The sequence below is a fragment of the Amaricoccus sp. genome (assembly GCF_017995835.1).
GTDB lineage: Bacteria > Pseudomonadota > Alphaproteobacteria > Rhodobacterales > Rhodobacteraceae > Amaricoccus.
In genome coordinates, this window is record NZ_JAGOID010000089.1 from 1 (window position 1) to 13,464 (window position 13,464).

Consider the following 13,464-nt stretch of genomic DNA (forward strand, 5'->3'; position numbering starts at 1 on the left):
GCGCACTTCCACCGGGCGGCCGACGGCGCTGGCCTCGACCGAGTATTTGTTGTTGTCGAAGCGCACGAGGCAGGTCTTCGACACCGAGGCGTGGACGGCGTGAAAGCCGTCGAAGCGGCCGCGATACAGGCTCGCTCTCTCTTCCTCGAACACCTCCCGGATCGTCTTGCCGCTGATCTCCGGATGGGCCTGGACACTTTCGCCCGGGCGACGCACTGGTCGACCAGCCAGTCGTTGAGCTCTTCCATGCTCTTGACCCGCACCCGCGGCGAGAACAGCCGCGCGCGGATCGTGCCCGCCTGGTTCTCGACCTGGCCCTTCTCCCAGCCCGAGGCCGGCGTGCAGGCGACCGGTTCCACGAGATAGTGGCTGCACATCTGCTGGAACTGCCGGTTGCAGGCCCGCTCCTTGCCCACGAAGATCGCGTCCACCGCATCCCGCGCGTGCAGGCGCCCTTGTAGAAGGCGAAGGCCCGGTCATGCGCGTCGAACACCATCTGCCTCAGGGTCTCGCGCGGGTAGGCGCGCACGAACGGCATCCGGCTGTGGCAGAGGGCGAGTCTACCAGGCCACCCGGGGCTAACACGCGTGATAGGTATGGTAACTACCTGATTACACACGATAAAAGTGATAGAGGTCAAAAAGTTCCACGAGTCGCTTCACGAGCCCGCCGGTATCATGCCAACGGCCCGGGCGCCTGCCTCGTGCCGAGGCCTTCCCGAATCCTGAAAAAGGGGCAGGCCTGATTCCAGCCGGCTTCCAGCCACATTCCTGTACCTGAAGGACAGCCGCATCACATGGGGCCAAGCGCCCGGCGGTCGATCGGAGCCGCGGGCCGTGGGTCAGGGATGAAGACCGTCGGTATCAGCGCGCCGCGGGCGGGACGGCGAAACCCGCGCGACCTCGACGCGGCGCCTCGGTCCGTCCGTCGGCGTCGGCCACAAGGCCGGCGCCGACGGGCGGAGGAGCCGGGACGCCGTTGACGCGCAGGCGACGCGAGACCGGGAAGTCGATCGCGCCGGAGACCTCGTCGCACCAGACCCGGAAGCTCTCGATCCGGTGCGCCCCGAACGAGGCGATCATCGCGGTGTCGGCGGCGTCGCGGCCGCGCACCATCAGGATTCGTCCGATGCGCGGCGTGTTGTAGCGCGCATCGAAGGTGTGCCAGCGGCCGCCGAGCCAGACCTCGAACCAGGCGCAGAAGTCCATCGGCTCGGGCTGCGGCGGAATGCCGATGTCGCCGAGATAGCCGCTGGCGTAGCGCGCCGGAATGTTCATCGCCCGGCACAGCGCGATCGCGAGATGGGCGAAGTCGCGGCAGACGCCGCGTCCCTCGCGCATCGCGTCGGCCGCCGTCTTGGTCGGGCTGCCGTAGCCGTAGCCGAAGGCGATGTGGTCGTGCACGAAGTCGCAGATCGCCTGAACCCGCGACCAGCCGGCAGCCACGCCGCCGAAGCGCCGCCACGCCTCCCCGGCGAGCAGGTCTGATTCGCAGAAGCGGCTCGGCATGAGGTACAGCAGCGTCGCGTCGGGAAGGTCGTCGACGCTCGCCTGGGCCGCTTCCGGCGCCGCCGCGTCGGCGGAGCCGTCATGGGCGACGACGAAATCCGAGGTCAGAGTGGCGCCGCCGCCGGGAAGGACGAGCCGGCTGATCCGGTTGTCGAAATCGTCGAGGTAGGTCTCGATCGGCGCCGGCGGTTCGACCTCGAGCGCGCCGGTCCCGGCGACGGGCGCGAGTCCCTCCGGGTGCGGCGACAGCGCGCAGAGGATGGGCGTGGGCGCATCGACATGGATGGCGATCTCGAAGCCGGCGCGGATGAGCATCCTTGGGGGTTCCCTCGCGGTCGTTCCTGACGTCGTGCCCTCGGCCGAAGCTCTGTGCTGGCCGGGCAAACGATGCAACGCCGTCGTGCCCGATCCGTTCCGGATTCGGGGCGCGGGATCGTGGTCAATGGCCGGGAACGGCTCGGGGCGCGAGACCCCCGTCAGCCCCGCTCGCGCATCAGCCGCGCCTTCTGGCGCTGCCAGTCGCGCTTGGCCTCGGTCGCGCGCTTGTCGGCCAGCTTCTTGCCCTTGGCGACGCCGAGCTTGAGCTTGGCGCGGCCCTTCTCGTTGAAATACAGGCTGAGCGGCACCAGCGTCATGCCCTCGCGCGCCGTGCCCTGCCAGAGCCTGGCGAGTTCGCGCCGCGAGACGAGGAGCTTGCGCCGGCGGCGCTCGTCGTGGCCGAAGGCCTTGGCCTGGGAATAGGCGGGGATGTAGCCGTTGATCAGCCACAGTTCGCCGCCCTCGACGCTCGCGTAACTCTCGGCGATGTTGGCCTTGCCGGTGCGCAGCGACTTCACCTCCGAGCCCTCGAGCACGATTCCCGCCTCGAGGTCATCCTCGATGAAATAGTCGTGACGCGCGCGGCGGTTCTCGGCGACGACCTTGACGGGGCGGGGTTGTTTTTCGGCCATGGCCGTCCGCATGTATTCCCGGCGGCGCGGCCTGTCCAGCCGGCGCCGCCGGGAGTTCGCAGGGAGGCCCGCGATGCTGAAGATCACCGACGATCCCGCCCGGCACGCGCTCGTGCTCGAGCCGTCCGGCGGGCTGACCCGCGACGACTTCGCCGCGCTCGATCGCCGCTTCGAGGCCCGCGCCGCCGCGGACGGCGGACGGATCAACCTCGTCGTCAACGCCCCGACCTTTCCCGGCTGGGCGGATTTCTCCGGCTTTCTCGCCCATCTCGACTTCGTGCGGACGCACCAGGCGCGGGTCGAGAAGGTCGCCCTCGTCTCGGACTCGCGCCTCCTCGACGCGGCGCCGGCCGTGGCGCGGCTGTTCGTTTCGGCCGAGATCCGGCATTTCCCGGGCGACGGTCTCGCCGCGGCGCAGGCATGGATCGCCGCGCCGGCCGCGCCGGGGGGCTTCGAGCTGATGGCCGGGCTGCCGGAGGACGTGCTCGGCATCTCCGCCACGGGCGAGATCACCGCGCGCGACTATGCCGAGACGCTGCGCCCGCTGATCGAGGCGCGGCTGAAGACGCGGCCGAAGCTCCGGCTGCTCTACCGGATCGGGCCGGAGTTCGACTACACCGCCGGGGCGGTGCTGGCCGACGCGCGGCTCGGGCTGACGCACTGGAGCGATTTCGAGCGCGTGGCGATCGTCACCGACGTCGACTGGATCGCCCGCGCCGTGCGGCTCTTCACGCCGCTGATCCCGGGCGAGGTGCGGGTGTTTCCCGACGCCGGGATCGACGCGGCGAAGGTCTGGGTCTCCGCGCCGGCCGAGGCGGCCTGACGCGCGCAGCCGGGACGGGGTCTTAACCGGATAACGCCTCTCCGCTCACGCCCGGCCGCGCGTCCGCGCTACCCTTGCCATCGGGGCAAGGGAGAGGGGCGCGACATGCGCGGGGGGTCCATTTCGGCGGCGGCGTTCGCGTTCCTGGTGGCGGCGGGGGTCTGGCTGCTGGCCTCGCCGTGGTGGACGCTGCACGAGATGCGTGCGGCCGCGGAGGCGCGCAACGCCGAGGCGCTGGCCGCCCATGTCGACTTCCCGGCGCTGCGCGAGAGCCTGAAGTCGGAGCTCGCGGCCGCGATGATGGCGGAGGCGGCGGAGACGCAGGACGGGGCGGCGGCGCTCGGCGTCGCGCTCGGGGCGGCGTTGATCGGGCCGCTGGTCGAGGGACTGGTTTCGCCGGCGGGGCTGCGGGTCATGTTCGCCTCCGAGGCTTCGGCGGGCGGCGCGCCGGTGGCAGGCTTCGGCGACGAGGCCGCGATGACGATCGACCGCGACGGGCTGTCGGGCTTTCGCGTCGTGCGTCGCGACGGAACGGGCGCCGGCGCGCTGGTCTTTCGCCGCCACGGCTATGCGTGGAAGCTCTCGGCGGTCGAGCTGCCGGAGGGCGGGCAGGAGGTGGCGGCGCGCTGACGCGAGGTCAGCGTCGGCGGGAAGGCCCGGCGAGGGCGCCGGGTCAGGCAGCGACCTCGCTCAGGAGGCCGGCATGGCGAAGGGCGGCGCGCATCTTTTCGCGGGTCGGCTCCTCGATCGTCACCAGCGGCGAGCGCACCTCTTCCTCGCACATGCCGAGCAGCGAGAGCGCGTACTTGGTCGGGCAGGGATTGGGTTCGGCGAAGGCCGCGCGGTGGAGCGGCATCAACCGGTCCTGATACGCCAGCGCGCGGCGGTAGTCGCCGGCGAGCGTCGCCTCCTGGAACTCCGCGCAGAGCCGGGGCGCGATGTTGGCCACCACCGAGATGCAGCCGACCCCGCCATGGGCGTTGAAGCCGAGGGCGCTCGCGTCCTCGCCGGAAAGCTGGATGAAGTCCGGCCCGCAGGCGATCCGCTGGTCGGAGACCCGCGTCACGTCGCCGGTCGCGTCCTTGACGCCGACGATGCGCGGCAGCCGCGCCAGCTCGCCCATCGTCGCGGGGGTCATGTCGATCACCGACCGCCCGGGAATGTTGTAGATGATGATCGGCAGCTCGACCGCGTCGTGCAGCGCCTTGTAGTGCCGGACGAGCCCGCGCTGGCTCGGCTTGTTGTAGTAGGGCGTCACCACCAGCGCCGCGTCCGCGCCGACCTTGCGGGCAAAGCGCATCAGGCGGATCGCCTCCTCGGTGTTGTTCGAGCCGGCGCCCGCGATCACCGGCACACGCCCGCGAGCGGTCTTCACCACCACCTCGATGACGTGCTCGTGCTCCTCGTGGGTCAGCGTCGGGCTCTCGCCGGTGGTGCCCACCGGCACGAGCCCGTGGCTGCCCTCGGCGATCTGCCATTCCACGAGCCTGGCCAGAGCGGGTTCGTCGACCTTGCCGCCCGCGAAGGGAGTGATGAGCGCTGGGATGGAGCCTCGGTACATGGGCCTGCCTCGGAGCCGGAAGGGAGCGGCGAGACCCTAGTCGCAACCCCGTCCGCCCGCAAGCGGGACCGGCTCGCGCCGCGGGGGGCCAGGATGCCGGCCCCGCAGCGGGGCCGGCATGGCGGGGCGCCCCCGGAGATCAGACGGTTTCGTCGATCCAGCCCTTCAGGTTCGCCTTGGGGGTGGCGCCGGTGCGGTGGGACACCACCTCGCCGCCCTTGAACATGAAGAGCGCCGGGATGCCGCGGACGCCGAACTGCGCCGGCAGGGCCGGGTTCTCGTCCACGTTGACCTTGGCGATCTTGATGCGGCCATCGTACTCCGCGGCCAGCTCCTCGAGGGCCGGGCCGATCATCTTGCAGGGGCCGCACCACTCCGCCCAGAAATCCACCAGGACCGGGACATCGGACCCGAGGACGTCGTCCTGGAAGGTCTTGTCCGTGACCTTGATCGTCGCCATTCGAATGGCCTCCTCGTGACAGGTTGGGGAGGAACCTATGAAGCCCCCCCGCCCGGGTCAAGGCGGGGCTCGGCGACCATCACGCCCGGCAGCCCGGACCGGGCCCGGTCCAGCGCGGCGGCGACGAGCCCCGAGGGCAGGCGCACGAGCCGACGCGAGCGGGTCCAGAGCACGGCGGTTTCGACCCGGCGGCCCGGCCAGATCGCGGCGAGCGCGGCGGCATAGGCGCCCATCTGGCGCAGGATCGCCTCGGGCGTCGCCTCCGGCGCGGCGGGCTCGACCCGGTTCGACTTGAAGTCGACGGCGAGCACATGGTCGGGGGCGACGACGAGCCGGTCGATCCGCCCGAGCATCCGCGCGCCGCCCAGCGCCGCCAGCGGCGCGGAGACGTCGACCTCGGCGAGCGCGTCCGGCCCGAACAGGAACGCGAGCGCCGGGTCGGCGACGAGCGCCGAGGCCTCCTCCAGAACGTCCGCCCCGGCGGAGGGCGCGAGCCGCGCGGCGAGCGCCGGCCATTCGGCCTGTGGCCGCCCCGGCAGCGCCTCCAGCAGCAGGTGCAGCGCCGAACCGCGCGCGAGTGCTACCGCCTCGTCGAGGCCCTCGCCGGGCAGCGCATGGGCGCCGCCGAGGCCCGACGGCGAAACGGAGGGCGGCGCCGTCGCCGGCGGCGGGGGCCGGCGCCGCGCCCAGTCGGGCAGCGCCGCCTCCGGCCCGCGGCGGGGCGCCGGGGCGCCGGCGGCGGGACCGCCGCTCCAGCGGTGCGACAGGACGAGCGCCGGTCCGTCGGGGCTCGGCTCGTCCGCGGCGCCGGCGCGGGTCATCCCGTCGCGGACCAGCGCGTGCCAGCTGTCCGGACCGACCGCGCCTGCCCCGGCGACGATGAGCCAGGTGCGGGCGCGGGTCAGCGCGACGTAGAGCAGGCGGTTGTTCTCGGCCGCCGCGTCGGCCTTGCGCCGCGCCTCGGCGTCGGCGATCACGCGCGGCGCCTCGTCCTTGTTCACCCGCCAGCCGGCGAACCCGCCGCCCTCGCCGCCGAGCCGCAGCACCTGCGGAAGCAGCCCTCCCGATTCCTGCCGGGCGGCGGTGTCGGGGAGGATCACGATCTCGCTCTCCAGCCCCTTGGCGCCGTGGACGGTCATCACCCGCACCTGGTCGGCGGCCTCGTCCATCCGCCGCTTCACCGCCACTTCCTCGCGGTCCATGAAGGCGAGGAAGCCGGTCAGGCTCGGCGGTTCGACCTGCTCGTAGGCGAGCGCCTGGTCGAGGAGCGCGTCGATGCCGTCCTCCGCCTCGGTTCCGAGCCGGGCGACCAGCAGCCGCCTCGCGTCGTGGCGGACGAGGAGACGTTGCAGGAGCTCGAACGGCCGCAGGAAATCGGCCTGCGCGCGGAGGTCGGCAAGCGCCTCGCGGATCGGCAGCGCGTCCGGGTCAGCCTCAAGCGCACGCCAGAGCGGCCCGGTCCGGGCGTGGGCGAGGCGGAAGAGCCCGGCCTCGGACATGCCGCCGAGCGGGCTGCGCAGCAACGCCGCGAGCGAGAGGTCGTCCGCCTCGGTGGCGACCACCCGCAAGGCCGCGAGCAGGTCGCGCACGGCGAGCTCGGCCCCGACGCGGAGCAGGTCGGCGCCCGCGACCGGGACGTCGGCGCGCTTCAGCGCCCGGATCACCGCATCGAAGACCGCGCCGCGGCGCTGGACGAGGATGGTGACGTCGCCGGGCGCGATCGGCCGGTTCGTGCCCGGCAGCGCCCGACGCGCGGCGAGCCAGCCGCGGATCGTCGACGCGATGCGGCGGGCCAGCGCCTCGACCGGATCCTCCGGCGCGGGGGGGAGCGCGGGGCTGTGCCAGGGGCCCTCGTCGACCCGCTCCGGCCTGGGCAGGAACGGCCAGAGTTCGACGCGACCCGGGGCGTCGGGCGCGATCGGCTCGTGGCGGGCGCGGGCGAGACCGGCGCCGGCGGGGCCGGCGAAGGTGGCGTCGACGACGCCGAGGATCGGTTGCGCCGAGCGGAACGACCACAGGAGGTCGCACCGGGCGAGCGCGTCGCCCATGTCGTCGAGCATCCGGGCGAAGCGATCGCGCATGGCCCCGAAGGCGGCCGGATCCGCGCCCTGGAAACTGTAGATCGACTGCTTCTCGTCGCCGACGACGAAGATGGTGCGCCGGGCGTCGACACGCGCGCCATGGCCGGCGAAGAACTCGCCCGAGACCGCCTCGATGACCCGCCACTGGGCCGGGCTGGTGTCCTGGGCCTCGTCGACGAGCACGTGGTCGAGTCCGCCATCGAGCCGCCACAGCACCCAGGCGGCGACGTCCGGCCGCGAGAGCAGCCCGGCGGCGCGGTCGACAAGATCGTCGAAGTCGAGCAGCCCGCGCGCCGCCTTGCGCTCCGCGAGCGCGGCGAGCCAGACCCGGGCGAAGCGGTTGAGTGCGACGGACTTCTCGAAGCCCGCCCGGGCGAGGCGGCGGACCCTTTCGTCGGCGACGCGGACGGCGATCGCGTCGGCGTCGGCGAAGAGCGCCGGATTGGCGCCGCGCAGGCCCTTGGTCGGGAACCGGCCGCGCGGCTGGAAGGCCTCGGCGCCCGACTGGTTGAGCAGCGCGACCTCGAGAAGCTCCTGGCGGGTCGCGGGGTCGGCGACGGCGAGCGCCTCGGCCAGCGCCGCGGCGACCTTGCCGTCGGCAGGACCGCTGGCGCCGGCGACGGCGACCACGGCGCGCAGCACGGAAAGCTCGGTCGCGGAGAGGTCGAGCGGCGGCGTCGGATGGTCGGCGTCGACGCCGAAGGCGCGGGCGAGGGCGTCGCGGTCGAAGGGGGCTGCGAAGGCGGTCCGGCGGTGGCCGATCTCGGCGAGGAGCGGGTCGAGGTCGTCCCGGGTGAGCCAGGGGGCGAGCGCCACGAACTCGGGCGCGCCGGCCGCGGCGAGCGCGTCGAGGGTCTCGGCCCTGAGCGCCCGCGCCTGCCGGTCCTCCAGCACCGCGAAGCCCGGCGGCACGCCGGCCTCGAGCGGGAAGCGGCGCAGGAGGCCGTCGCAGAAGGCGTGGATGGTCTGGATCTTGAGCCCGCCCGGGGTCTCCAGCGCGCGGGCGAACAGGGTCCGGGCGTGCTCGAGCCGGTCCGCGGCGAGCGCGTCGCCGGGCTCGCCGACGTCGGTCAGCGCGGCGCGGAGGTCGCCCTCGGGCAGCATCGCCCAGGCCCCGAGGGTGCGGAAGAGCCGCGTCTGCATCTCCGCGGCGGCGGCCTTGGTGTAGGTGAGGCAGAGGATGCGGCCCGGCTCGGCCCCGGCGAGCAGCAGGCGCGCCACCCGGTCGGTCAGCACCCGGGTCTTGCCCGAGCCGGCGTTGGCCGAGACCCAGCTCGACGCCTGCGGCCGCGCCGCGAGAATCTGCGCCAGCGTCGCCTCGTTCATCCGACGTCCTCGACGGCGGGTTCGTCGCCGTCCGCCCATTCGCCGCGGCGGGCGAGGTGGTCGTAGTCGCCGGGAAAGCCGATCAGGCCGGGCCGGAGCCGCGCGACGAAGCCGGAGGCCTCGTCCTGGAACCAGCCGACGAGCCCCGCGAGGCGGTCCAGGAACGCCGGGTCCGGGTCGATGCCCTGCGCGCGCCGCGTGCCGACGCCGAGCAGCTCCAGATGCGCCGCCGGGCCGGGCGGCAGCCCGGGGAAGCCGCCCGCTTCGGCGATCGCCGCCTCGACGTGGAGTTGCAGGTGGTAGGCGAGATCGGATTTCGCGGGCAGGCCGCCGGACTTGTAGTCGTAGATCGCATAGGCCCCCCCGGCGTCGCGGTCGATGCGGTCGGCCTTGGCGACGACGGCGAAGGGCAGCGGCGTGCCGTCGAGGGCGCGGGTTCCGCGCAGTTCGCGGACGCAGGGATCGGCGCGACCGCGCCGCTCGGCTTCGCCGGCGAGGAACCAGTCGGCGGCGCGGGCGAGCCGCGCGGCCCAGGCGGCGCGCACCGCCGGCCAGGGTGCGGCGGCGGCCAGCGCCGCGGCGCAGGCGGCGTCCCAGGCCGCGCGCGGATCGGCGGGCAGGCCGGTTTCGGTCGCGGCGAGGAACGCCTCCAGCGCGCCGTGGATCGCCGAGCCGCGCTCCAGCGCGTCCGGGGCCCGGCCGAGCGGGTCGAGGGGCTTCAGCCGCAGGATCCGCCGCGCATAGACCGCGTAGGGATCGCGCACCAGCGCATCGAGGTCCGTCACCGACAGCGACGACGGGCGCGCCGCCGCGGGCGGCCGAGGACACGGCCGGCCGGCCGGGACGGCGGCGGCGTCGGGCCGGTCAAGGAGCGCCGCGAGGCCGAGCGCGGCGTCGCCGCGCGCCCGCGCCGCGGCGAGCGCCTCGGTTCCCGCCGCGCCGAGGCCGCCGAGGAGGTTCTCGAGCCGCAGCAGCCAGCGCGACGGCACGGTCGGCCCCTCGGCGTCGCGGCTGGCGCGTGAGAGAACGATCCGCCCGGCGGCGGCGGCCTGCTGGAAATCGTGCGCGGCGAGGCCGATCACCCGCTCCGGGCTCGGCAGGCCCAGCGCCCGGCGCATCGGTCGGCTGAGCCAGGCGTCGGCGGCGGGCAGGCGCGGCCAGACGCCTTCGTTGAGCCCGGCGAGGAGCGTGAGGTCGGCGCTCTGCACCCGCGCCTCCAGCGTGCCCCAGATCGCCACGCCGGGATGGGTGACGACCGCCTCCTCCGGCACGTCGCGTCCGTTCGAGAGCGTGGCGAGGAGGGCGCGGAAATCTTCCGCCGCGATCGGCCCGAACGACGTCGCCGCGGCTTCGAGCCCGTCGAGGATTGCCCGCGCCTCGATGCCCGCGGCCTTGTCCCACAGCGCGTGGGCGCCGCCGCCGGCGGGCCCCGCCGCAACCGCCTCGGCGGCCGCGCGCAGCCGCGCCGTCCGCTCCGCAAGCGTGCGTCCGCCGCCGTCCTGCGTCACCGGCGCCAGACCGGCCTCGATCCAGGCGATCCAGGCGGCGGCCTCGGGCCCGGTCTCCGCCGCCCACGCGGCGAGGTCGGACCAGTCGATCTCCGGCGGGCCGCCGCGCAGCTTCCGCAGCTCCAGCCGCGCCGCCAGCCGGCGGTGGCCGGCGCGGTCGCCGCCGCCGCTCGCCGTCAGCGGGTGGGCAAGGATGGCGAGCAGCGCCGCCGGGGTCAGCGGCGCCCCCGCGAGCGCCGCAAGCTGGCGCAGCAGGATGCCGGGCGGCGTCAGCGCGAGCGGCCGCCCGGCGCTGTCGTCGGGACGGATGCCCCAGCGGCCGAGTTCGGCGCCCACCCGCCGCGCCAGCGCGCGATCCGGGGTGACGAGCGCCGCCCGCTCGCCGCGCTCGGCCGCCTCCCGCAGCAGGAAGGCGAGCGTCCGCGCCTCGGCCCGCGGGTCCGCCGCCTCGATCCAGGTCACGCCCCCGAGCGCGTCGGCGAGTTCGCCGACCAGCGCCGCCCCCTCGGCGCGCCACTGGCCGGTCACCGGCGCCGGGCGCATCGCCAGCGCCACCAGCCGGTTGCGCGCCGGCGTCGGCGGTGGGCTCGCGTCCCAGGGCGCGACGTCGCCGGGCGCGAAGCCGAGCGCGTCCGCGAGCCGGCGGAAGCCCGCCTGCGGATGGTCCTCCGCGCCCGCGTCGCCGGCGCCGAGCCTGTCCCAGACCGCCCGCGGCGTCGTCGCGTCGAAGCCCGGCAGCACCAGCGCCCCCTGCGGCAGCCGCGCCACCGCCGCCATGAAGGCCCGCGTCGGCCCGCGCGAGCCGGTCGAGCCCGCGACGATCACCGGGTGCTGCGGCGGATCGTCCGCCCAGCGACGCGCCAGCGCGTCGGCGACCGCGCGCATCCGTCCCTGAACCTCGGCGGCGGGGTCGGCCGCGACATAGCCTTCGAGGATCCCGAGGAAGCCGAGGCTCCGCTGCCAGTGCAGCGCATGCTCGCCGGCGTCGATCCCGCGCAGCGCGCCGGCCGGCAGGCCCTCGCCCTCCATCTCGTCGACCAGATCGGCGAGACGGTCGGCAAGGTCGAACGCCGCGCGGGCCGGGGCAAGGCCGGGTTCCGCAGCGAGAAGCGCCCGCACGAGCCGCGCGAGATCGAGCCGCCGGGCCAGCGCCGAGGCCGCCGGCGGCACATCGTTCGGCGCGAGCCCCGCGGGTGCGGCCGCGGCGTCGGCGAGATCCGCCACCACCCGGATCCGCGGCAGGAGCCGCGGCGGGCCGTTCGCAAAGGCGGCGAGCAGCGCCCGACGGGCGCGGCGGGTGTTGGTCCAGATCTCGACGCGAGCGAGCGCCTCCGGCGGCGCGTCGCCGAGCCGGGCGTCGATTCCGGCGACCAGTGCCCGGCACACGTCCGCCCCCGGCGGCAGGCCGAAGACGCGCGGCCCGGGGCAGGGCGGGAACAGGGTCACCATGGCCGGCCTCGGCCCGGCGCGTCGCAGTGCCACAACGTCACCGTCCGAGCTCCGCCTCGGCGAGCGCAATGCCCTCGGGCCGCCCCACGTCGACCCAGCGCCCCAGCCAGACGACGCCATGGAGCCGACCCCTGGCGAGGAGCCTGTCCCAGACGCGGTTGAGCGAGAACGCCCCCGGCTCCATGTCGTCGAGCGCCACCGGGTCGATGATCTGCGCTCCCGCAAAGACGAACGGGGCCGTCTCCGCCGCCCCGCGGCGGGCGAGCCTGCCGTCCGCCCCGAGGGTGAAATCGCCGGCGCCGCCATGGCCGATCGCGGCCTTGCGCGGCACGACCGCGAGCAGTGCCGACATCCGCGCCGGATCCCAGGCGGCGGCGAGCGCCGCCCCCGGGTTCGGCCCCCGCCAGATCATGTCGGCGTTGAGCGTCAGCACCGGCCCGGGTCCGAGCAGCGGCAGCGCCGCCTTCAGCCCGCCGCCGGTTTCGAGCAGCACGGATTCGAAAGACACCGCCGCCTCGGGCGCGACGCGGGCGAGGTGCGCCTCGACCTGCCCGGCATGGGCATGGGCGTTGACGACGATGCAACGGACGCCGGCCTCCCGCACCAGATCGAGCGCGTGGTCGAGCAGGGTCCGGTCGCCGACCCGGATCAGCGGCTTCGGCCGGTCGCGGGTCAGCGCCCCCATGCGGGTGCCGAGGCCGGCGGCGAAGATCATCGCGGCGGCGGGAATCATGACGCCGGCGGCGGCACGTGCGCGGCCACGAAGGCGGCGACGGGCGCGAGGTCCGGATGGCGAAGGTCGCGGGTCAGGCCCTGCCAGACCCGCGGGAGGTGTCGCAGGTAGCCGCGCTTGCCGTCCCGCTCGGCGAGCCGGACGAAGAGCCCGAGGATCTTGAGGTTGCGCTGCGCCCCGAGCGCCGCCGCGCTGCGGGCGAAGCCCGCCGGCTCGCGCCCGGTGCGGTCGAGATAGCGCGCCGTCATCGCCGCGGCGAGCCCCGGCCCGAGGTCGCGCCGCGCGTCCCCGAGCAGCGACACGAGGTCGTAGGCCGGCGTCCCGATCAGCAGGTCCTGGTAGTCGAGCAGCCCGACCCGGGCATGGCCCCCCCGCTCTGGTAGCCAGAGCAGGTTCTCGGCATGGTAGTCGCGCAGGACCACGGTCGGCGGCTCCGCCTCGGCGATGGCGACGACCGCCTCGACGCGCGCGTCGAACTCCGCCGCGAGGTCCGGCGGCGTCGGCCGGCCGGTGCGCATCGGCAGGTACCACTCGTGGACGAGACGCATCTCGCGCAGGAGCACCGCCCGATCGTAGGGCGGCGGGGTCCAGTCTCCGGTCGGCTGCGGCGGCGGCGCGGACTGGAGGAACGCCAGCAGGTCCACCGCCGCCGCATAGAGCCCCGCCTCGCGCCCGGGCTCGGCCGCCAGCCGCAGGAACAGCTCGTCGCCGAGGTCCTCGAGCAGCACGAGCCCCGCCGCCCGATCGGCCGTGTAGATCTCCGGCGCGCTCAGCCCGAGCCCGCGCAGCCAGTCCGTCACCGCGAGAAACGGCGCGACGGCGAGCCCGCTCTCGGGCGGCACGTCCATCAGCATCGCCCGCTCCGCCCCACGCGCCAGCCGCACGTAGGACCGCGCCGAGGCGTCCCCGGCAAGCGGGGCGCGCGCCGCCCCCGCCCAGCCCGCATCAGCGAGGAAGGCTTCCGTTGCTGCCGCCCGGTTCATGCGGGGCCCGCCGCATCGGCCAGCGCCCCGGCCAGCCAGTCCCAGCCGCCGCCCCGTGCCTCGACGCGCGCCACCCGCGCAT

The 13,464-nt window shown here is 74.9% G+C and carries 10 protein-coding genes and 1 pseudogene; 2 read left to right on the forward strand and 9 right to left on the reverse strand.

From position 1 onward, the window contains the following. The 3 genes and pseudogenes from KBA23_RS12830 to smpB form a co-directional block, all read right to left on the reverse strand. Positions 1-559: pseudogene (locus KBA23_RS12830) on the reverse strand (IS21 family transposase); the annotation flags it as partial. Between the two features lie 304 nt (positions 560-863). Then, a complete protein-coding gene (locus KBA23_RS12835) occupies positions 864-1,823 on the reverse strand; it encodes a transglutaminase family protein (RefSeq protein WP_290741534.1) in 960 nt (319 codons plus the stop codon). A gap of 161 nt (positions 1,824-1,984) precedes the next feature. Continuing rightward, positions 1,985-2,458 (reverse strand): SsrA-binding protein SmpB, encoded by a 474-nt coding sequence (gene smpB, locus KBA23_RS12840; protein WP_290741536.1) that lies wholly within the window; start codon positions 2,456-2,458, stop codon positions 1,985-1,987. A 73-nt stretch (positions 2,459-2,531) separates the two neighbouring features. On the opposite strand from smpB, the gene KBA23_RS12845 reads away from it, so the two are divergent. Continuing rightward, positions 2,532-3,281, forward strand: coding sequence for an STAS/SEC14 domain-containing protein (locus tag KBA23_RS12845; protein WP_290741538.1), 750 nt, complete (start codon positions 2,532-2,534; stop codon positions 3,279-3,281). A 105-nt stretch (positions 3,282-3,386) separates the two neighbouring features. After that, positions 3,387-3,911 carry a DUF2939 domain-containing protein gene (locus tag KBA23_RS12850; RefSeq protein WP_290741540.1) on the forward strand — a complete coding sequence of 175 codons (525 nt, stop codon included), beginning with the start codon at positions 3,387-3,389 and terminating at the stop codon, positions 3,909-3,911. Positions 3,912-3,954: 43 nt separating this feature from the next. Here the strand turns inward: KBA23_RS12850 and dapA are convergent, their stop codons facing one another. From dapA to KBA23_RS12880, 6 genes are all read right to left on the reverse strand, one after another. Next, on the reverse strand, positions 3,955-4,842 hold the full coding sequence (gene dapA, locus KBA23_RS12855; protein ID WP_290741542.1) for a 4-hydroxy-tetrahydrodipicolinate synthase: 888 nt from the start codon (positions 4,840-4,842) through the stop codon (positions 3,955-3,957). A gap of 139 nt (positions 4,843-4,981) precedes the next feature. Further along, the gene (gene trxA, locus KBA23_RS12860) at positions 4,982-5,302 is read right to left on the reverse strand and encodes a thioredoxin (RefSeq protein ID WP_290741544.1); all 321 of its coding nucleotides are present in this window, start codon (positions 5,300-5,302) and stop codon (positions 4,982-4,984) included. A gap of 35 nt (positions 5,303-5,337) precedes the next feature. Then, positions 5,338-8,709, reverse strand: a complete 3,372-nt coding sequence (addA, locus tag KBA23_RS12865) for a double-strand break repair helicase AddA (RefSeq protein ID WP_290741546.1) — start codon at positions 8,707-8,709, stop codon at positions 5,338-5,340. After that, positions 8,706-11,666, reverse strand: coding sequence for a double-strand break repair protein AddB (gene addB / locus KBA23_RS12870; RefSeq protein WP_290741548.1), 2,961 nt, complete (start codon positions 11,664-11,666; stop codon positions 8,706-8,708). The genes addA and addB overlap by 4 nt, the downstream gene beginning before the upstream one ends. A 37-nt stretch (positions 11,667-11,703) precedes the next feature. Beyond that, positions 11,704-12,399 (reverse strand): nucleotidyltransferase family protein, encoded by a 696-nt coding sequence (locus tag KBA23_RS12875; protein ID WP_290741550.1) that lies wholly within the window; start codon positions 12,397-12,399, stop codon positions 11,704-11,706. Further along, a complete protein-coding gene (locus KBA23_RS12880) occupies positions 12,396-13,382 on the reverse strand; it encodes a phosphotransferase (protein ID WP_290741552.1) in 987 nt (328 codons plus the stop codon). Before KBA23_RS12880 ends, KBA23_RS12875 begins: the two co-directional genes overlap by 4 nt. Positions 13,383-13,464 lie beyond the last annotated feature (82 nt).